Origin of the sequence: Lentzea sp. CA-135723 (assembly GCF_050936595.1) — a bacterium.
Classification (GTDB): domain Bacteria; phylum Actinomycetota; class Actinomycetes; order Mycobacteriales; family Pseudonocardiaceae; genus Lentzea.
The window spans coordinates 1,425,878-1,444,768 of sequence record NZ_JBNJMK010000002.1; the positions used below are offsets into that span (position 1 = coordinate 1,425,878).

Genomic DNA, 18,891 nt, shown 5'->3' on the forward strand with positions numbered 1-18,891 from the left:
GCGTGCGGCGCGCGAGCCGAGACGGTCACCCGAATGGCCGTCACGGTGAGCGGGAATCTACATGGGTATACGCGGGAAGCAATGCCCTGGTTGACTCACCCGTCAAAAGTCACGTCCGGGTCACGACGAGAGGGCCCGACGCTCACTGTGAGTATAGCGCCGGGCCCTCTAGGTGATCGTTCTGGGTCAGCATCGCTTCCAGGCGAACTGGTAGCGGGTGTTCACGCTGCCGTCGGTCGAGTCCATCGACACGAAGGCCGGTTGGTTGGCCGTGTTCGTGAACGCTCGCACCTCGGTGTTCACGTTCAGGTGCCGCACCGCCCCGCACGGCGCGTAGACGATCTCCGCGACCTCGGTCGAGTCGGTGAACTGCCAGTTGTTGGACGTCGGCGCCGCGATGTTGTGCGTGGTCGTCGTCGTGGAGGACGAGCCGGCGAAGTAGTAGCTGGCGCGCTGCATCCCGCGTGCGCCTCTGGGTAAGTGCGCGAAGCCGCGGTAGTCGGCCTTCGCGATGCCGAACGTGAAGCCCTGCGGGTAGTGCACGCGCAGGTTCAGCTGGCAGTTCTTGCGGAACTGCGTCGGCGTCGATCCGGAACCCGCCTGGGCGGTGTAGTCGCTGTAGGTCACCGTGAATGAGGTGTTGTCGTCAGAGACCGCGATCGCGGCCGTTCCGGCGGGGCAGCCGGAACCGTTCACCGTGACGACGTCGACCGTGATTTTGCCGGGAGGAACCACGTCGGCCTGAGGGGCTGTGAGGAGGGAGAGCGCCAATCCCGTTGCTGCCACCGCGCTGATCATGGGTCGCCTTTCGAATTTCTGCCGGGACGGCGGCGGGAGGACGACGCTATCTTAAATTCAGTTAAGTCGCGGACGACCGACCGGGCGAACTTAAACAAATTTAAAGCCGATTAATCGTCTGAACGGTGGATGGGCGACGATCCGCGGTCGGCTAACTTCATGTCAGATCGCAAAAACCCAGGACCCACTGAATACGCCGGTCCCCACACCTGGCGCCGAGAGCCCCGGCTGATCCACCTCGTTACACCGGTGTGGGAAGGCAAAGCGCGCACTGCTCATCGGGTTCCTCCCTCCTGCTCGGGACTCGGTGGTGCGGCAGCGGTGCCGCGCGGCCGGCCGGTGCCCGCCGGCGGCGTCGGACCAATCCCACGGTCCGCGCCGCCGGCGGCGTTCGTCACCGGTCACCCGGTCCAAGGCCTAGACCCTCCGGAGCCTCAATTGCACGCGTGCACCGCCCAACGGACCGCGGTCGACGTGGAGCGACCCTCCCGTGCGCTCCGCGGCCCTGCGGGCGATGTCGAGCCCCAGCCCGGTGGACCCGCCGCCGCTGGACCCGCGCCGCACGGCCTGCGCGGTGTCCGCGATGCCCGGCCCGGCGTCCTCGACCACCAGCGCCACCAGATCGGCCTGGTGCACCAGCGTCACGGCGAACCGCGTGCCCTCCGGCGTGTAGCGGAAGACGTTGCCCAGCAACGCGTCCAGCGCGGCCGCGAGGTCGTTGCGGGCGAGCGGCACCACCGCCGGCCGGTCGGCGCCGCGCACGGTCCACGGCCGTTCCTGGTCGTCGGCGAGCGCGGACCAGAACACGAGCCGGTCGCGCACCACCCCTGCCGCGTCCGCGCCGCCCTCGTCGGGCTGCAGACCGGACCGCGCCGCCTTGATGATCTCGTCGACCTCCCTCTCCAGGCCCTGGACGGCCTCTCGGACGCGGTCCGCACCCGGACCACCCCCGAGCGTGTCCGCGTCCAGGAGAAGGGCCGTGAGAGGGGTGCGCAGGCGGTGCGAGAGGTCGGCGACGACCTCGCGTTCGGCGGCGAGCAGGTGCCGGACGCGTTCGGCCATGGCGTTGAAGGCCTTGCCGGCCTCCTTGACCTCCGGCGGCCCCTTGACCGGGACGCGCACGGTGAGGTCGCCCTGGCCCATCCGGCGGGCGGCGTCGGCGAGGCCGCGGATCGCCCTGACGGCCCGCGCGCCGAGGCGGTCGGCGACGAGCACCGACCCGGCGACCAGGCCGACCGCGACCCCCGCCAGCACCCCCCACGTGCCGATCACGCCGTGGGTGAGCTGCTCGTCGGGCACGAACGCCTCGACGATCACGACGCCGCTGTCGCTGGTGGCGAGCGGTTGCAGGTAGGCGACGCCGTCAGGCCGTTCGACCGTGGACGCCCTGGCGAGCTTCTGCGCCTCCTGCAGGTCCAGGGCCGTGATGTGCGAGGTGCCGTACGTACCGGCCGGAGCGCCCAGGTGCACGGCCAGCCGGCCCTGGCCGCCGTAGCGGGTGCTCCTGATCGCCTGCCGGATCTCCTGCGGCTTGCGGGTGATGAGCAACGCGGGCGTCATCGCGTTGGCCTGCTTCTCGGCCTCGCTCAGAGCGCGGCTGTACGCGGAGTCCTTCACGACGATCGCGAGCGGGATGAGGAACGCCAGGGCCACCATGCTGGTCGCCGCGAGAGCGACCAGCACCAGTGACCGCCTCATCTCGGGTCGACCAGACGCACGCCGACTCCTCGCACCGTGTGCAGATAACGGGGCTGCGCGGCCCGTTCACCGAGCTTGCGGCGCAGCCAGGACAGGTGCACGTCGAGGGTCTGGTCGTCGCGGTTGGACGGCCACAGGCTCGCCAGGATCTCCGCCCGCGGCACCACCTCCCCCTGCCGTGCCGCGAGGTAGGAGAGCAGCTCGAACTCCTTGTGCGTCAAGGAGAGCTCCTGACCGTCCACAACGGCCCTGCGCAGGGTGACGTCGATCTCCAGGCCGCCGATCACGAGCTGCTTCGAGTCGCGGGCCCTGCGCAGCACCGCCTGCAGCCGCGCTTCGAGGATCTCGGCGGAGAAGGGTTTGACCAGGTAGTCGTCGGCGCCCGCGTTGAGCAGCCGGACGATCTCCGTCTCGTCGTCGCGAGCGGTCGCGATGACGACGGGGGTGTTCGTGACGCCTCGGATCATCCGCAGCGCGTCACCGCCGTCGAGGTCGGGGAGCCCGAGGTCGAGCACCACGACGTCGTAGCCGTTGGCGGTGACTTCTCGCAAAGCCTCGATCGCGAGCGCGACACCGTGCACGATGTGGCCCTGGCCGGTGAGAGCGCGCGTGACCGCCGCTCGCACCACCGGGTCGTCTTCGACCAGCAGTACTGATGCCATGAGCCGCTACAGGAGGATTGCCGCAGTGAGACGGTCGGTCGGATACCTGGTCGCCTGGGCGCTGGTGACCACGGTCGCCATCGGCCTCTCGTGGTTCGGCATCCGGTGGGCGATGGAACCCGCCCCGGCCGCGGACTTCGGCCCGCTGGGCGCCGCGACCTCCGCCGTGCTGCCGCTGCCGACCGTCTCGTCGATCAGCGTGCCGGTCCCCGAACCCGGCGCCTCCGTCGACGCCCCTCCGCCTGTCACGCCTTCTTCCACCAGGCCTCCTGTGGTCACAACAACTGTTCCGGTTCCTCCCAGTAGTACGGATGCGCGTCCCACCTCGGCTCAATCTCCGCAGGGGGAATGGCAGGCGGACGGGTCGTACGTGCACGCGTTCCACCTGCGTGGCGGTGACGTCGTGGTGCGCTACCGGCCACAGGGCGTGCAGGCGCTGTCGGCCACGCCCGCGGACGGTTACTCGGTGAAGGTGGAACAGCCCGGCGGGCCGCTGGTGGTCAACTTCACCAACGCCGCCGGCCGGTTGTCCAGGCTGGAAGCGACCTGGACCGACGGGCCGACGGCGAAGGTGATCGAGCAGTGAGCTCCTACAGGCCGATGGCCTTCGCGATCTGGGCGGGCTTGAGCACCCGCAGGATCGCCTCGTACAGGTAGTAGTCGCCGTAGGGCAGCGAGACCTCCACGCCGTCCTCGGACGGGCGGTTGCGGGTGCCGCGGGCGAGGATCGCCTCGGCGCGCGTGCTCTTGGTCGTCAGACATGTCGCGACCAGGCCGTCCAGGATCTTCAGCGCCCGGTCCTGGTAGCGGGTCGTGCCGGTGGCCTTGGCCAGGTCCAGCAGGCCGCACGCCATGATCGCGCCCGCCGACGAGTCCTTGATGTCGTTCACGCCCAGCGGTGAGCGGTAGTCCCACACCGGCACGCTGTCCGGCGTGAGCACCGACAGGGCGTAGTCCGCCAGCCTGCGCGCGGTGTCGCGGAACTCGCGCAGACCCGTGCGGCGGTACATGGTCGTGAAGCCGTAGATGCCCCACGCCTGGCCACGCGACCAGGACGACGTCGGGCTGTAGCCCTGCACGGTGTTCTGGCCGATGGGAGCGCCGGTGTCCGGGTTGAAGTCGAACACGTGCGGGGTCGAGCCGTCCGCGCGGACGAAGTGCGTCTGGGTGGTCCTGGCGTGCGCGATCGCGATGTCGAGGAACTTGCGGTCGCCGGTCTGCTCGGTGGCGAACGCGAGCAGGTCCAGGTTCATCATCGTGTCGATGATGACGCGGCCCGCGTTGCCCGGCGTGCCGATGGCGCCCCACGCGCGGATGAACTTGCCAGTGGCGTTCCAGCGCTGGATGAGGGTGTTCGCGGCGTCGATCGCGCCGTCGCGCCACTTCGTGTTGCCGGTCAGCCGGTACGCGGTGACCCACGACGGGTAGAAGAGGAAGCCCAGGTCGTGGTCGCGCGGCTGGAGCCGGCGAGGAGCGAGCCGGTCGTTGGCCGCCTCGGCGAGCGAGCGGAACTGCGCGTCGCCGCTGTCGAGGTGCGCGAGCCACAGCGTGCCCGGCCAGAAACCGCCGATCCAGCCGCCGTCGGCGACGTAGGTCCACTTCTCGGCCCTGGTGATCTCCGGGAACGAGGTGATGCCGGGCGCGACGGCCTTGAGCTTGGCGTTGCCGTAGTCGAGGGCCGCGCGGAGGGTGGCAGGCGAAGCGGCGGCTTGCCCGGCACCGAGGGTCAGGCCTGCTCCGGTGAGCAGGGGAGTGGCTGCTGCGGACGCCAGAAGGGTGCGTCGAGACAGATTCACGAGACTGTCCAGTCCCTTTCATTTGTGCCGTGCGCCCGGCGTCACAGTGGCAGATCGGATCAACGCCTGTAAAGGTGCGTCAAAAATTGATTCCTCTGTCTTGCATTGAGGCGTTGACCTGGCCTAAAGGACTGAATCACGTACGTGAAACCGCAGGAATCCGACGTTGTAAAACGCATTGTTCATCCTTGTGAACAATGCGCGGTTCAGGTGCGGAGCAGCACCGCGTCCAAATGGTGGGGGCGCAGGCCGTGGCGGCGCTGGAACGCCTCGTTGCCGCGGCCGCCCTCCAGGGTCGTCTTGCCGAGGCTGATGGCGTGCCGGACCGACTCGGCGAACAGCACGCCGTAGGGGCTGTAGTTGCCGTCCACCGCGTAGTCCACGCCGCACGTCCAGGTGTGGAAGCGCGTCTCGTCGGTGAGGCAGACGCCGGCCGCGACGAGCCTGCCGTGCTGGCGCACCTCGATCACGTGCGCGAGGTCGCCCAGCGCCGTCACGAACTTCGTGAACGCCTCGCCGGGGTGGTAGCCGGTGTTCTCGAACCTGCTCGCGGTCTTCACGCACAGCAGCGTGATGTCGTCCATCGCCGCGTGGTCGACCGGCAGCGCCTCGACGGTGACGCCCGCCTCTCGCGCCCTGCGGTCGTTGCGCCGCACGTTGGCCCTGGCGCGCAGGCCGAGGCCCGCGAGGTAGTGCTCGTACGTGGTGAGGTGCGCGGCCCAGCGGTCTGTCAGGTGCCGCGCCGGCAGCCCGGCGGCGTTGAGCGCCTGCGACAAGCCGTTGCCGCGCTGGACGTTCATGAACCCGCACCAGCGCGCCCCGAAGATCGACGCCGTGCGGATCATGGCGTCCAGCAGGCGGGGCAGCACCTCCTGCGTGGCGGGGACGTGCGCGTCGTAGCAGTGCCAGGTGTGGCTGAGCAGGGCGCGCTGGCCGGCCGCCTCCGGGTAGATCTCGTGCAGGCGGCGCAACGGGTTCTCGGCCGGCTGGAGGTAGGCGGGCGTGACGGCGACCGGCTCGTCGCCGTCCATCACCACGAAGTACGCGAACCCCTCGACCTCGGTGAGCGGGGACTGTTCGTACGCACTGATGTACGCGTGCCGGTAGAACACCGGTGCACCCGCCCGGCCCACCACCGAATCCCAAGCGGCAGCATCGATTTCCCTTATGCTGCTGGAGAATTCGACGCGCACGCCCTCACTGTACGGCTTGCCAGACGGCGAAGGGGACGTCGATCTCGTCGCGGCTCAGGCCACCGTGCTCGAACCGCACGGACGGGTCGGGCAGCGGGAAGCGCGGGGACGCGGCCACCGCCACGACCGGACCCGCCTCCGGCTGCGGCAGCCCGAGGTCGGTGGCGTGGTGCACGGTCGCCGTGTCGCCCAGAGTCGTTGCCACGCGGTCGAAAACGGCTTCCAGTCGGTCGGCCTTCGGGTAGAGCCAGCGCATCCGGCCCGCGCCGCCGGAGGGGATCACGCACTCCTCGCGCACGATCGCGTCCCAGGCGGCGACGAGCTCGGGGTCGGGGTCGACGGCGATCATGCCGTGGTCCGAGTGCGCGATCACGGTCCAGCCGGCCGCCGCCCAGCGGTTCGCGTGCGCGTCCAGGCGGAGCATCGCCTCGTGCACCGACTCGTCGTAGCCGTTGCGGTGCACGTGGTCGGAGATGTTGACGTAGGTCCAGAGGAACCTGGCGTCCTTGAGGGCCTTGTCGAGGTCCGCCACGACGTTCGCGACGAGCAGCGGCGGATCCTCCGCCTGGGCGGTGAGTTTGTGGGGCGCGGGGGCGGGTACCCGGGTCGTTCCTCGCAGCAGGGCCTGAGCCCAGGTTCCCTCGAGGTGGTCGAGCTCGCGGGCCAGCGCGGTCGCGCCGTGCCGTTCCAGCACGGTGGGCAGATCGGGGATCGGCGGCGCGCCGTTGACGGCGTGCACGAGCCCGGATCCGTTGCGGTACACCGTTCCCGGTACGCGGTGGACGTCGGCGGGGACACCGGTCAGCGCGGTCAGCAACGCCGTCGCCGTCGTCGAGGGCACCGTCGAGGACAGCGTGGAGACGGAGGCGGACAGCCAGGACTGTTTGGCCACGTCCGAGGAAAGACCGTCCACGGCGAGGACGATCACGCCGGACTGCGCCTTGCCGAGGGCGCGGTCGAGCCGGGAAGGTATCTCCGCCAGTGACATTCGGTGACTGTAACGCATCTCATCGAGCGAACATTGCTCGATCGGGGGCGCAGGTCAGCACAATGGTTGCCGATGAGGTAAAGAAACGTTTGGGGAAGGGAAGGTGGCGGATGTCGGTCGGAGTTCTGGACGTGGGGTGCTTCAGTGCACACCTGGTGGTCGTGGAACGAGACCTGATGCGTCCGCTGGTGTCCCACAAGGTCCGGCTGAGGCTGGACCGGGAGCTCGACGCGGAGGGCGCCATCAGCGCCGCCGGCATCGACTCCCTGTGCACCGCCGTCCTCGCCGCCCGCAAGAAGGCGGGCGACGTCCCGTTCCTGCCGTTCGCGACGTCGTCGGTGCGTGACTCGTCGAACGTCGACGAGGTGATCCGCAAGGTCGCGCGCCGCACCGGCGTCGAGCTGAAGGTGTTGTCCGGCAAGGAAGAAGCGCGCCTGTCGTACCTGGCCGCGCGGCACTGGTTCGGCTTCGGCGCCGGGCCGATGGTCGTGCTGGACGTCGGCGGCGGCACCGTCGAGCTCGCCGCGGGCTCCGGCGCCGAACCCGAGCGCGCCCTCTCGTTGCCTTTGGGGGCAAGGACGTTGACCCGCGCCGGCCTCACCGTGGCGGACATGCGCGCGGAGGTGGCGGAGAGACTCTCGGCGGCGTTCGCCCCGAGTGGGAGCGCTCGCGCGATCGGGTGCTCGAAGGTCTTCGAACAGCTCGCCCGTCTCGCCGGCGCGCGCAGCGACACGTACGCGCCGCGCCAGTTGCGGTTGAAGGACCTGGAGAAGTGGATCCCGCGGCTCGCGAAGCTCTCGGTGCGCGAACGCGCGGCCCTGCCGGGGATCTCGCGCCACCGGGCCCAGCAGTCGCTGGCGGGCGCGGTGGTCGCGGAGGGTCTGATGAAGGTGTCCGGCCACGACGTCGTGGACATCTCGCCCTGGTCCACCAAGGAAGGCCTGCTGCTCTCGCTGGTGGAGCGCTCTCGCGCGCGCAGCTCGTCCGCTGCCTAGAGGGTTGTGGACAAGGGATTTTCCGCTGAGGACCGCTGCTCAGGCGCTGAGCGCGGTCACGGCGTCGTCGACGTCGTTGAACAGCGACAGCAACTGGTCGACCGCGGTCATCTCCAGCGGCCGCAACACGATTCTGCTGTCGCTGACGACAGCGAACCTGATGCCGAGCTCGTCCGCCTGCTGCTGGGTCTCGACCAGTGCGCGGATTCCCTCGGAACCGAAGAAGCGCACCTCCCGCAGGTCCACGACGAGTGCGGGCGGCTTGTGGTCAAGCAGTTCGGCGAGCCGGCTGGTCACCGGTGCGGACGACATCATGTCGATCTCGCCGGTGAGCGCGACGATCGGAATGGACTGGACGTAGGTGGTTCTCTGGCGAAGTTGGTTCATGAGGACTCCCGTCCGCACCGACCGTACGCGCCATCGGCGGACGACCACAACCTGAAGCCCTCCGGGTTCGTGCTGGTCGTTGTGTCAGACCAGGAGGAACGCCTTGGTCAGCAGCATGGCGGCCACCAGCAGGGCGAACAACAGGATGAGACCGATCACGACGCGGGTCGTGGTGTTCCTGGGTGGTTTCGGTTCGTGGTGCGACAGACCCGAGGTCTGCCCGGACTCCGGCGGTGTGTCACCCGGCGCCACGCCCCCTCCCGGCTCGAGTCCGGGAGTGCGTCGCGGGTCGGGATCGGGCGGTGTGGCGGTCATAGGGGTTCAGGTACCCCGTTTTCACGCTTCCAGCTGCGCCCAGACCACTTTTCCGTCGTTGCGCGGCGTGGTGCCCCACCGGGCGCTCAAGGCCTTCACGAGCTGCATGCCACGCCCGCGCGCGCTGGTCGGGTCCACGGGTCTGAGCTGAGGCAGCCGCGGCGACCCGTCGTGCACCTCCACGAGCATGCCGCCCCGCGTCCTGCTGACCGTCAACGTGATCGGGCCCTCACCGTGGTCGATGCCGTTGGAGACGAGCTCGGTCACCACGAGCTGGGCGTCGTCGGTCAGGTCGTCCCCGAGCTCCCACGAGGCGGCGGCTTCGCGCACCACCTGACGAGCGCGTGCGCACGAGCCGCCCTCGGCGGTCAGGGTCACGCGCACCTCTGCCAGTGGGTCGTTCAGCACAAGGCGCATCGTCGCACATCCGGTGGGTCGTTCGGATCTTTCAGCCCCCCGGTGGTCGCATGCCCGGACGTCGTGCTGCACGATTTGGGTCGCACGAAGTCGCACGAGTCGGGCGTGGCGGAAGGAACGGCGACGATGGAGCTCAACGTCGGCAGCGAGGTCCAGCGGGGATGGCGAGTGCTCGCCGTCGCCGGTGAGCTGGACATCGATACCGTGCCTGTGTTGTCCGCCCGGATGGACGCGGACGTGACCGGGTCGCACGCGGTGCTGGACCTGTCCGAGCTGGCGTTCATGGACTCGACCGGGCTGGCGCTGGTGCTGGACTGGCACCGGCGGCTGGCCGAGGGCGGTGGGCAGCTGCGGATCGCGGCCGCGCAGGGGCCGGTTCGGCGGTTGTTCGAGCTGGCCGACGTGGCCGAGGTGCTGAGTCTGCACGCTTCGGTGGATTCGGCGGTTCAGGAAGCCGTTGATTCCGCTCGGTGATTTGGTGCGGGCTGCGGGTTCCGTCCGGCCTTGACGAGCCGGGTCATTTCATCGCCGCTTCGCGTCGATGGAGATCGGGGCTTGACTTCGGGGCCCTTGCGAGGCGCTTGTCGGACCGGAAAGGCCGGGCTGAAAAGCGCCCGGCCGAGCCACTAGCGGTAGCACCTCGCACCCAAGCCAAGCCCCAATCTCTACGCGTGCGTGGCTGGGTTGCGTTGGCACGTCACCGATACCGCTGCCCGCGTGCGCTGGGTCAGGCCTCTCCTGAGACTCCCAGGTAGTAGGCGATCAGGCGGATGAGGTGTTCGGTGTCCACCGGCTTGGTCACGTAGTCGGTGGCGCCCGAGGCAAGCGACTTCTCGCGGTCGCCCTTCATCGCTTTCGCTGTCACGGCGATAACGGGGAGGTCGGCGTAGCGTTCCATTGCCCGGATTGCCGAGATGGTGGCGTTGCCGTCCAGTTCCGGCATCATGATGTCCATCAGAACAATGGCCACGTCGTCGTATTGTTCGAGGGCTCGGACGCCTGTTATGCCGTTGTCGGCGAAGATCGCTTCCAGGCCGTGCAGTTCGAGGACGCTGGTCAGGGCGAAGACGTTGCGCAGGTCGTCGTCGACCACGAGGACCTTTTCGCCGTGGAAGCGCATCGAGGTCGAGTTCGCGACCACCGGGGCCGGGGTGACGATCGGGGTGGGTTCGGGGAGGACCACGGCGTCGGAGATCACCTTGCCCAGGGGGAGGCAGAGGGTGAAGGTCGAGCCGATTCCCGGTTCCGAGCGGACTCGGAGCGCGCCGTTCAGGAGTTGGGCCAGTTCCCGGCTGATGGAGAGGCCCAGGCCCGTGCCGCCGTACTTGCGGCTCGTGGTGCCGTCCGCCTGTTGGAAGGCTTCGAAGATGACCGCGAGCTTTTCGGCCGGGATGCCGATTCCCGTGTCGTGCACGTCGAAGGCGACGGTGGAGGGGTCGTCCATCCGGACGTGCAGGCGGATGCCGCCGTCGTGGGTGAACTTCACCGCGTTGGAGAGCAGGTTCCTGAGGATCTGCTGAAGCCTGTGCTCGTCGGTGTGGAGGGTTTCGGGGACGTTCGGGTCCACGCGGACGGAGAACTCGAGGTTCTTCTCCGCCGTCAGCGGCAGGCAGAGCGTTTCGACGTAGCGGACCAGTTCGTCCAGGCGGACCGGGTCCTCGTGCAGGGTCATGTGGCCCGCCTCGACCTTGGTGAGGTCGAGGATGTCGTTGATCAGCTGCAGCAGGTCGGAGCCCGAGGAGTGGATGGTGCGGGCGAACTCGACCTGCTTGGCGTTGAGGTTGCCGTCCAGGTTGTCGGCCAGCAGCTTCGCGAGGATCAGCAGGGAGTTCAGGGGAGTGCGGAGCTCGTGGGACATGTTGGCCATGAACTCGGACTTGTACTTCGAGGCCGTCTGGAGCTGGCGGGCCCGGTCTTCCAGTTCCTCGGAGCCCGCGCGGAGCTCGGTGGTGAGGCGCTGGGACTCGACCAGGAGGGCGTCGGTCCTGGAGTTGGCCAGGAGCGTGTTCACGTTGACGCCGATGGCTTCCTTGAGCTGGTCCAGGAGGTCCAGGTGGACGTCGGAGAACTCGTTCAGGGACGCCAGCTCGATCACGCCCAGGGTCTCGCCCTGGAAGAGGACCGGGAGGATCACCAGGTTGACCGGGGCCGACTCGCCCAGTGCCGAGGAGACGGTCAGGTAGCCGCCGGGGACCTGTTCGACCAGGATGGTCTTCTTCTCCAGCGCCGACTGGCCCACCAGGGACTCGCCCATGGCCACGTGGGTGGTGCGGGCCGCGTCGAGGCGGAAGCCGTAGGTGGCGGTCAGCTCCAGGGTCTGCTTGGAGTCGTCCTCCTCGATCTGGAAGAACGCGCCGTGGTGGGCGCTGACCAGCGGGGTCAGCTCGCTCATGATCAGCGACGCCAGCGCCCGCAGGTCCCGGTGGCCCTGCATGAGACCGGACAACCGCGCGAGGTTGGTCTTGAGCCAGTACTGCTCGCGGTTCGCTCGGGTCGTTTCCTTCAAGTTCGCGATCATCTGGTTGACGTTGTCCTTGAGCTCCGCGAGCTCGCCGGACGCGTCCACGGTGATCTGGCGCGTCAGGTCGCCCGCCGTCACGGCGGTGGCGACGGCCGCGATGGCGCGGACCTGGGTGGTGAGGTTCGAGGCCAGCTGGTTGACGTTGTCGGTCAGCTTCGACCAGGTGCCCGCCACACCGTCCACTTCGGCCTGACCGCCGAGCTTGCCCTCCGTGCCGACCTCGCGGGCGACGCGCGTGACCTCGTCGGCGAACGACGAGAGCTGGTCGACCATCGTGTTGATGGTGGTCTTGAGCTCGAGGATCTCGCCGCGGGCCGAGACGTCGATCTTCTTCGTCAGATCGCCCTGGGCCACGGCGGTGGTCACCTGGGCGATGTTGCGGACCTGGTTGGTCAGGTTGTCCGCCATGAAGTTCACCGAGTCGGTGAGGTCCTTCCAGGTGCCCGCCACGCCGGAGACGCGCGCCTGGCCGCCCAGGATGCCCTCGGTGCCGACCTCGCGGGCGACACGGGTGACCTCGTCGCCGAACGCCCGCAGCGTGTCGACCATGCCGTTCAGGGTCTCGGCGAGGGTCGCGACCTCGCCCTTCGCCTCGACGGTGATCTTCTTCGAGAGGTCGCCGTTCGCGACGGCGGTGGCGACGGTCGCGATGTTGCGGACCTGGTCGGTCAGGTTGTCCGCCATCAGGTTGACGTTGTCGGTCAGGTCCTTCCACGTGCCGGCGACGCCCTGCACGCGGGCCTGACCGCCGAGGCGGCCGTCGGTGCCGACCTCGCGGGCCACGCGGGTGACCTCCTCGGCGAACGAGGAGAGCTGGTCCACCATCGTGTTCAAAGTGGACTTCAGTTCGAGGATCTCGCCGCGCGCGTCGACCGTGATCTTCTGCGAGAGGTCGCCGTTCGCGACGGCCGTGGCCACGTGGGCGATGTTGCGGACCTGGTTCGTCAGGTTGTTCGCCATGAAGTTGACGTTGTCCGTCAGGTCGCGCCACGTGCCCGCGACGCCCGGCACCGTCGCCTGACCGCCCAGCCGGCCCTCGGTGCCGACCTCGCGCGCCACACGCGTGGCCTCGTCGGCGAACGAGGAGAGCTGGTCGACCATCGTGTTGATGGTGGTCTTCAGTTCGAGGATCTCGCCGCGGGCGTCGATCGTGATCTTCTGGGTCAGGTCGCCGCGCGCGATCGCCGTGGTCACCGAGGCGATGTTGCGGACCTGGGTCGTCAGGTTGTTCGCCATGACGTTCACCGACTCGGTGAGGTCGCGCCACGTGCCCGCGACGCCAGGGACCTGCGCCTGACCGCCCAGGCGGCCGTCCGAACCGACCTCGCGGGCGACACGGGTGACCTCGTCGCCGAACGACGACAGCTGGTCGACCATCGTGTTGATCGTGGTCTTGAGCTCGAGGATCTCGCCACGCGCGTCGACGGTGATCTTCTGGGTCAGGTCGCCCAACGCGACAGCGGTCGTGACCTGCGCGATGTTGCGGACCTGGGTCGTCAGGTTGTCCGCCATGAAGTTCACGTTGTCGGTCAGGTCGCGCCAGGTGCCGGCGACGCCGGGGACCTTCGCCTGGCCACCGAGCTTGCCGTCCGTGCCGACCTCGCGGGCGACGCGCGTGACCTCGTCCGCGAACGACGACAGCTGGTCGACCATCGTGTTCAGCGTGTTCTTCAGCTCCAGCATCTCGCCGGAGACGTCCACCGTGATCTTCTGCGTCAGGTCGCCGTTCGCGACGGCGGTGGCGACGTGGGCGATGTTGCGGACCTGGTTGGTCAGGTTGTTCGCCATCGAGTTCACGTTGTCGGTCAGGTCGCGCCACGTTCCGGCGACGCCGGGGACCTTCGCCTGACCGCCCAGCTGGCCCTCGGTGCCGACCTCGCGGGCGACGCGCGTGACCTCGTCGGCGAACGACGACAGCTGGTCGACCAGGCCGTTCACCGTCGAGCCGAGCGTCGCGAACTCACCGCGCAGCGTCTGGTCCGACATGCGCTTGGTCAGGTCGCCCTCGGCCACGGCGGCGAGCACGCGGCTCAGCTCCGTGGTCGGCCGCATCAGGTCCTCGACCAGGCCGTTCACCGAGTCGGCGATCAGCGACCAGCCCCCGGCGGTGCCCGCGGGCGCCACCCGTTCGGTCAGCCTGCCCTCCTGGCCCACCGCCTGGCGGACCCGGCCCAGCTCACCGGCGAGCCACTGGTTGCGCTCCGCGATCTCGTTGAACACGTCGGCGAGCGCGGACACGGGCCCGTTCCCCGGCACGACGAGCCTGCGCCGGAAGTTGCCGTCACGCAGGTCTCTCATGGCGGAGAGAACCCGTTCGAGGGTCGCGTCCGTCTCTTCGTTGGCCGTGGTCACTCCAAGCCTCCGTGCCTCGGTGGTCGCAGCCAAGCCTGCCACGTTAGGTTGGGAGCGAGGTAACTTGATGCCGCGATGCACGCCAACTACCCGCAGGAGGCCGTGATGATTCGGCCGCTTGCGCTGGACGAGAGCGGATGAGCAGCGTCGTGGGCATCGACCTGGACGGCTGGCAGCGCCTGGTGGACGGGCTGCGCGAAGCCGTTTTCGTCGTGGACCCGGCAGGCGTGGTGCGCGTGCGCAACGCCGCGGCCGCGGACCGGTTCCCCCGTCTCGGCGTCGGCGGGCAGTTCGACGTGCACGTCGCCGGCCGTCAGCACGACCTGGGCGAGGGCTGGAGTGCCTGGTACTTCGCGGATGCCACGCTCGACCACGCGCACCTGAGACTCGCCGGCGGTACATCGCGGGAACTCACGCTGAAGACGATCGTGCAGCTCGCGGCCGAGTTGCTGGGCGAGCACTGCGTGGCTGTGGTGCCCGCCACACGTGACCGCCTGGAGTGGTGGCGGTGCGGCGGCGGCGAGCCGACCGTCGCCAGGACGCCCAGACGGGCCTCCGAGCTGACCGAGGTGCTGACCGGTACGTCCACCCTGACCAGGATCACCTCATTGGGTGAGGGCAGCTGGGGCGTGCCGGACGACTTCGGGCGCGCGCTGGCCGTGCCGCTGGGTGTCGGCGGCGCGCTCGTGGTGCTGCGAAAGGGTGATTTCACTCCCAACGACGTGGAACGCGTGCGGCTGTTCGGCAAGCACGCGGCCGTGGCGCTGGAGTCGTCGTCGAAGCTGACCGAGCAGCAACGCACGATCGAGGTGCTGAGGTCGGCCCTGCTGCCGTTGCCACTGCCCGAGGTGCGCGGTGTGACGCTCGCCTCGGTGTTCATCCCGGCACACCAGCGGGCGCTGGTCGGCGGCGACTTCTACGACGTGCACCCGCGCACGGACGGCTCGGCGACGTTCGTGCTGGGCGACGTCTGCGGCCACGGCCTGGAGGCCGCGGTCCACAGTGGACGTGTGCGGCAGTCCCTGCAGGCGCTCTCCCTCGTCGAGACGAACCCGGTCCGGCTGCTGCACCTGCTCAACACCTCGTTGCGGGCCACCGGCTCGAAGCTCTTCACCACCCTCGTCGTCGGCGAGCTCGTGCCGCTCGCGAACGGGGGAGTGCGGCTGTCGCTCGCGAGCGGCGGGCACCCGGCGCCGTTGATCCTGCGGGCGGACGGCAGCGTGCACGAGGTGAGCGCGACCGGCGCGATCGTCGGCATCCTCGCCGACGTCCGGTTCTCCGGCGAGCAGGTGACGCTGAACCCCGGCGACACGCTGGTCCTCTACTCCGACGGCTTCACCGAGGCCCGCGCGCACACGGATCGCACGGAGTTGTTTGGGGAGCAGCGCCTGCGGGAAGTGTTGAAGGAATGCAAGGGCCTCTCGGCGGAGGAAACAGCACGGCACTGCGAGCGGGCAGTGCTCAAGTGGCTTGATCGCGACGATCACGACGACTTGGCACTGCTCGCCGTGCAGGCCCAGTAACTGCAATCTGCTGGCGATAAGCCGTGTGAGTGAAAGAACCGGGACAAGGGTTCACTGTCCGTTCGTTTGCCACGACAGATTCACGAGTTGTGATCTGCGCATGTCCCACTCTCACGATCACTCGCACGGTGATCACGCGCACCACCACCACGAGGTCGAGCCCGTCGAAGGCAGCTGGCTCGACCCCGAGGACGACCGCCCGTCGTCGGTCGAACGCCGCAAGTTCCTGGCAGGCCTGGGCATCGCGGCCGGCGCCGTCGGCGCGGTCGGTGTCGCCGCCGCGGCCGGTGCGGGCACCGCCGAGGCGCACGAGCCCGTCAACCCGTGGGGCGGCGGCGACCGCTGGTACGCCGGCGACCACCACATCCACACCCAGTACTCCGACGACGGCCAGTACACGATCGCGCAGCAGGTCAAGAAGGCGCACGAGTTCGGCCTCGACTGGGTCGTCATCACCGACCACGGTGGCCCCGCGCACCAGAAGTTCTCGATCGACCAGGTCACGCCCGACATCGAGAAGGTCCGCCGCTCGCAGCGCGACGTGCTCGTGTACCAGGGCCTCGAGTGGAACATCCCCGGCGCGGAGCACGCCACCGTGTTCCTGCCGCCCGGCAAGCACACCGTCGACATCCTCAAGGCCTTCGAGTTCGCCTACGACGGCCGCATCGCGAGCAACGCCGAACCGCTGGCGCTGGCCGCCCTGCGGTACCTGGAGGCGCAGGTCCTCTCCGGACGGACCGAGATCGCGCTGATGTTCGCGAACCACCCGTCCCGGCGCGGCGTCGACAGCCCGCACGAGCTGCGCGGCTGGCGCGACGCGGCCCCCGGCGTCGCGGTCGGCATGGAGGGCGCGCCCGGCCACCAGGCCGCCGGCATCCCGAAGTCCGCGGGCGGCCCCGGTCGTGCGCGCGGCTACTACGACACGGCCACCCCGAGCGCCGAGGCGTTCCCGGGCTATCCGCCGGAGTCCTACCGCACGCACGGCGGCTTCGACTGGATGACCGCCAAGGTCGGCGGCATGTGGGACGCGCTGCTCGCCGAGGGCAGGCCGTGGTGGATCACCGCGAACTCCGACGTGCACCAGGTCTTCAACGACACCTTCACCCAGGGCAAGCAGGACTACGCCACCACGGGCTCGAAGGGCGCGCCGATCGACTCCGGCGTCAAGCAGACCGGCTACGGCGACTTCTTCCCCGGCCAGTACGGCGCGAACATCGTCGGCGCCCGGTCGAAGTCCTATGTGGACATCATGCGCGCCATGCAGGCGGGCAAGCTGCTGACCGTGCACGGCCGCCTGATCGATGGCCTGGAGCTGCGCGTCCGGTCGCGCGACGACCTGCGCGGCGTGACGCTGGGCGGGCGGACGTTCGTGCGCCGCGGCGGCGACGTCGAGATCACCATCGAGATCGACCGCGCGTCCGGCCCGAACTTCTCCGGCGCCAAGCCCGTGCTGGCCAAGGTCGACCTGATCTCCGGCCCGGTCACCGGTCCGTCGATCGACCGCGACGCGTTCCTCGCGCCCGAGACGGTGGTCGCGAAGACGTTCGAGGTGCCGCGCACCGGCAAGATCCGCTTCACCCACACGTTCAAGAACGTCGACCGCGCGTTCTACCTGCGGCTGCGGGGCAGCGACGGCAAGCGGCTCACCTCGTCCGGTGACCCGATGATCGACGAGCTCGCGAACTCCGACCCGTGGCAGGACCTCTGGTTCTACGCCAACCCGGTGTTCGTCGACGTGATCTAGTACGGGAGATCCACACAGGACTAGGTTGGGCTCGTGTCCATGAAGCGCGAGCCCGACCGCCTGGTCCTCTTCACCGACGCCGTGGTCGCCATCGCGATCACGCTGCTGGTGCTGCCGCTGGTGGAGATCACCTCGGAACCCGGCGAGGGGCCGCCGATCGAGCTGGTCTCGCACCACTGGCCGCAGATCTTCAGCTTCCTGCTGAGCTTCGCGGTGATCGCGCAGCTGTGGTTCACGCACCACAAGCTGTTCGAGAACGTCCGCGAGTACACGACGCCGCTCGTGGTGCTGAACATGGCCTGGGTGCTGACGATCGTGGTGCTGCCGTTCCCGACGGAGCTGGTCGGGACCTACAGCGACGACACGTTCGTGAAGCTGTTCTACGTCGGCACGGTCCTCGCGAGCAGCGTGCTGCTGACCGCGATGACGTTGCTGGTGCACGGGAGTCCCCGGATCGGGCGGGACGTCGCCGGGTTGTCGCGGCCCGTGGTGCTCAGGGCGATCCTGCCGGCCGTGCTGTTGCTGCTGGCGTTCGTGCTGGTGCCGTTCATCAGCTACTACAGCATGCTGTTGTTGTTGCTCAGCCCGTTGGCGCAGCGGATCCGATGACCGACAGGAGCTGGAGCTTCTCGTAGCTCTCGGTACCGGGCGTCGCCGTGTAGACCAGCAGGAAGTGGTGCTGGTCGGGGTCGAGCAACGTCTGGCACTGCAGTTCCAGCGCGCCGATGCTCGGGTGGACGTAGCGCTTCACCTCGCGCGGGCGCAGGCCGATCTCCTGCCGGCCCCAGACGGTCCGGAACTCCTCGCTGCGGGCGAGCAGCAGGTCGGCGTAGTGCTGCGCGCGGGAGCCGGAGCCGTGCCGGGTGAGCGCCTCGCGCAGGCCGGAGGCGAACATGCGGCCCAGGAAGTCGTGGTCCTCCGGCGCGTAGAGCGAGCGGGACGACGGGTCGGCGAACCAGCGGTAGCCGAGGCTGCGGTCCGGGCCGGTGTAGCGCGACGCGTCCCCGGTCAGTGCGACGCCCAGCGGGGTCTGCCGCAGCGTTTCACCCAGTTCGGTGACGATCTCGGCCGGGGTGTCCTGCAGGCGGTCGAAGATCCGGGCGAGGCCGGGACCGACGTGCTCGCTCGGCACGCCGCGCGGCGGCGGGATGTGGTCGGCCAGCCGGAACAGGTGGTCGCGTTCGTCCAGCGACAGGTGCAGGCCCTGGGCGATGGCCGCGATCATCTGCGGCGACGGGTGCGGGCCGCGTTCCTGCTCCAGGCGCGCGTAGTAGTCCGCCGACATGTTGCAGCGGGCGGCGACCTCCTCGCGGCGCAACCCGCTGGTCCGGCGCCGGGGTCCGCGCGGCAGTCCGATGTCCTCCGGCTGCAACGCCTCCCTGCGGCTGCGCAGGAACGCGGCCAGGCCTGCTCGGTCGATCACGGCGTCACTCCTCTCGTCAAGCACAGTTCTAACTCGCGCGCCCGGCCGCAGCCACGGATCGTCAGGTCCTGGATCCGCT

17 protein-coding genes are annotated in these 18,891 nt (G+C 69.1%); 6 read left to right on the forward strand and 11 right to left on the reverse strand.

What is annotated here, in order from left to right; genetic code table 11:
* Positions 1-186 precede the first annotated feature (186 nt).
* The 3 genes from ACQEU1_RS42625 to ACQEU1_RS42635 form a co-directional block, all read right to left on the reverse strand.
* Positions 187-798 carry a DUF4360 domain-containing protein gene (locus ACQEU1_RS42625; protein ID WP_433215704.1) on the reverse strand — a complete coding sequence of 204 codons (612 nt, stop codon included), beginning with the start codon at positions 796-798 and terminating at the stop codon, positions 187-189.
* A gap of 417 nt (positions 799-1,215) precedes the next feature.
* Positions 1,216-2,496: an ATP-binding protein gene (locus ACQEU1_RS42630; protein ID WP_433215708.1), complete on the reverse strand. Its 1,281-nt coding sequence runs from the start codon at positions 2,494-2,496 to the stop codon at positions 1,216-1,218.
* Positions 2,493-3,158 (reverse strand): response regulator transcription factor, encoded by a 666-nt coding sequence (locus tag ACQEU1_RS42635; protein WP_433215711.1) that lies wholly within the window; start codon positions 3,156-3,158, stop codon positions 2,493-2,495. The genes ACQEU1_RS42630 and ACQEU1_RS42635 overlap by 4 nt, the downstream gene beginning before the upstream one ends.
* 25 nt (positions 3,159-3,183) lie before the next feature.
* Here ACQEU1_RS42635 and ACQEU1_RS42640 point away from each other — a divergent pair, with 25 nt between their 5' ends.
* Entirely contained in the window at positions 3,184-3,744 is a 561-nt protein-coding gene (locus tag ACQEU1_RS42640) for a hypothetical protein (RefSeq protein WP_433215714.1), read from the forward strand.
* 4 nt (positions 3,745-3,748) lie between these two features.
* On the opposite strand, the gene ACQEU1_RS42645 is transcribed toward ACQEU1_RS42640, so the two are convergent.
* From ACQEU1_RS42645 to ACQEU1_RS42655, 3 genes are all read right to left on the reverse strand, one after another.
* A complete protein-coding gene (locus tag ACQEU1_RS42645) occupies positions 3,749-4,954 on the reverse strand; it encodes a glycoside hydrolase family 88 protein (RefSeq protein ID WP_433215717.1) in 1,206 nt (401 codons plus the stop codon).
* Between the two features lie 206 nt (positions 4,955-5,160).
* Positions 5,161-6,066: a GNAT family N-acetyltransferase gene (locus tag ACQEU1_RS42650; RefSeq protein WP_433215720.1), complete on the reverse strand. Its 906-nt coding sequence runs from the start codon at positions 6,064-6,066 to the stop codon at positions 5,161-5,163.
* An 85-nt stretch (positions 6,067-6,151) separates the two neighbouring features.
* Positions 6,152-7,135, reverse strand: a complete 984-nt coding sequence (locus ACQEU1_RS42655; protein ID WP_433215723.1) for an alkaline phosphatase family protein — start codon at positions 7,133-7,135, stop codon at positions 6,152-6,154.
* 110 nt (positions 7,136-7,245) lie between these two features.
* On the opposite strand from ACQEU1_RS42655, the gene ACQEU1_RS42660 reads away from it, so the two are divergent.
* Positions 7,246-8,130: a Ppx/GppA phosphatase family protein gene (locus ACQEU1_RS42660; protein ID WP_433215726.1), complete on the forward strand. Its 885-nt coding sequence runs from the start codon at positions 7,246-7,248 to the stop codon at positions 8,128-8,130.
* A gap of 39 nt (positions 8,131-8,169) precedes the next feature.
* Here ACQEU1_RS42660 and ACQEU1_RS42665 read toward each other — a convergent pair whose 3' ends face one another.
* The 3 genes from ACQEU1_RS42665 to ACQEU1_RS42675 form a co-directional block, all read right to left on the reverse strand.
* A complete protein-coding gene (locus ACQEU1_RS42665) occupies positions 8,170-8,517 on the reverse strand; it encodes an STAS domain-containing protein (RefSeq protein ID WP_433215729.1) in 348 nt (115 codons plus the stop codon).
* 84 nt (positions 8,518-8,601) lie between these two features.
* Positions 8,602-8,832 (reverse strand): DUF6480 family protein, encoded by a 231-nt coding sequence (locus tag ACQEU1_RS42670; RefSeq protein ID WP_433215732.1) that lies wholly within the window; start codon positions 8,830-8,832, stop codon positions 8,602-8,604.
* A gap of 21 nt (positions 8,833-8,853) precedes the next feature.
* Positions 8,854-9,249 (reverse strand): ATP-binding protein, encoded by a 396-nt coding sequence (locus ACQEU1_RS42675; RefSeq protein WP_433215736.1) that lies wholly within the window; start codon positions 9,247-9,249, stop codon positions 8,854-8,856.
* A 105-nt stretch (positions 9,250-9,354) separates the two neighbouring features.
* On the opposite strand from ACQEU1_RS42675, the gene ACQEU1_RS42680 reads away from it, so the two are divergent.
* Complete coding sequence (locus ACQEU1_RS42680; protein ID WP_433215739.1) at positions 9,355-9,723, forward strand: STAS domain-containing protein; 369 nt, start codon at positions 9,355-9,357, stop codon at positions 9,721-9,723.
* 253 nt (positions 9,724-9,976) lie between these two features.
* Here ACQEU1_RS42680 and ACQEU1_RS42685 read toward each other — a convergent pair whose 3' ends face one another.
* Entirely contained in the window at positions 9,977-14,122 is a 4,146-nt protein-coding gene (locus ACQEU1_RS42685; RefSeq protein WP_433215742.1) for a HAMP domain-containing protein, read from the reverse strand.
* A gap of 137 nt (positions 14,123-14,259) precedes the next feature.
* Between ACQEU1_RS42685 and ACQEU1_RS42690 the strand changes: the two genes are divergently transcribed.
* The 3 genes from ACQEU1_RS42690 to ACQEU1_RS42700 all read left to right on the forward strand — a co-directional run bounded on the left by ACQEU1_RS42690 (position 14,260) and on the right by ACQEU1_RS42700 (position 17,998).
* A complete protein-coding gene (locus ACQEU1_RS42690; RefSeq protein ID WP_433215745.1) occupies positions 14,260-15,645 on the forward strand; it encodes a PP2C family protein-serine/threonine phosphatase in 1,386 nt (461 codons plus the stop codon).
* Positions 15,646-15,745: 100 nt separating this feature from the next.
* On the forward strand, positions 15,746-17,389 hold the full coding sequence (locus ACQEU1_RS42695) for a PHP domain-containing protein (protein ID WP_433215747.1): 1,644 nt from the start codon (positions 15,746-15,748) through the stop codon (positions 17,387-17,389).
* Positions 17,390-17,428: 39 nt separating this feature from the next.
* The gene (locus ACQEU1_RS42700; protein ID WP_433215750.1) at positions 17,429-17,998 is read left to right on the forward strand and encodes a TMEM175 family protein; all 570 of its coding nucleotides are present in this window, start codon (positions 17,429-17,431) and stop codon (positions 17,996-17,998) included.
* On the opposite strand, the gene ACQEU1_RS42705 is transcribed toward ACQEU1_RS42700, so the two are convergent.
* Positions 17,970-18,812 (reverse strand): helix-turn-helix transcriptional regulator, encoded by an 843-nt coding sequence (locus ACQEU1_RS42705; protein WP_433215753.1) that lies wholly within the window; start codon positions 18,810-18,812, stop codon positions 17,970-17,972. The two genes, ACQEU1_RS42700 and ACQEU1_RS42705, sit on opposite strands and share 29 nt — an antisense overlap.
* Between the last annotated feature and the right edge of the window lie 79 nt (positions 18,813-18,891).

Bases quoted from the DNA above. Each gene is read 5' to 3' on its own strand.
- ACQEU1_RS42625 (WP_433215704.1), bottom strand. From the start codon at position 798: ATGATCAGCGCGGTGGCAGCAACGGGATTGGCGCTCTCCCTCCTCACA.
- ACQEU1_RS42630 (WP_433215708.1), bottom strand. From the start codon at position 2,496: ATGAGGCGGTCACTGGTGCTGGTCGCTCTCGCGGCGACCAGCATGGTG.
- ACQEU1_RS42635 (WP_433215711.1), bottom strand. From the start codon at position 3,158: ATGGCATCAGTACTGCTGGTCGAAGACGACCCGGTGGTGCGAGCGGCG.
- ACQEU1_RS42655 (WP_433215723.1), bottom strand. From the start codon at position 7,135: ATGTCACTGGCGGAGATACCTTCCCGGCTCGACCGCGCCCTCGGCAAG.
- ACQEU1_RS42660 (WP_433215726.1), top strand. From the start codon at position 7,246: ATGTCGGTCGGAGTTCTGGACGTGGGGTGCTTCAGTGCACACCTGGTG.
- ACQEU1_RS42665 (WP_433215729.1), bottom strand. From the start codon at position 8,517: ATGAACCAACTTCGCCAGAGAACCACCTACGTCCAGTCCATTCCGATC.
- ACQEU1_RS42670 (WP_433215732.1), bottom strand. From the start codon at position 8,832: ATGACCGCCACACCGCCCGATCCCGACCCGCGACGCACTCCCGGACTC.
- ACQEU1_RS42675 (WP_433215736.1), bottom strand. From the start codon at position 9,249: ATGCGCCTTGTGCTGAACGACCCACTGGCAGAGGTGCGCGTGACCCTG.
- ACQEU1_RS42690 (WP_433215745.1), top strand. From the start codon at position 14,260: ATGAGCAGCGTCGTGGGCATCGACCTGGACGGCTGGCAGCGCCTGGTG.
- ACQEU1_RS42695 (WP_433215747.1), top strand. From the start codon at position 15,746: ATGTCCCACTCTCACGATCACTCGCACGGTGATCACGCGCACCACCAC.
- ACQEU1_RS42700 (WP_433215750.1), top strand. From the start codon at position 17,429: ATGAAGCGCGAGCCCGACCGCCTGGTCCTCTTCACCGACGCCGTGGTC.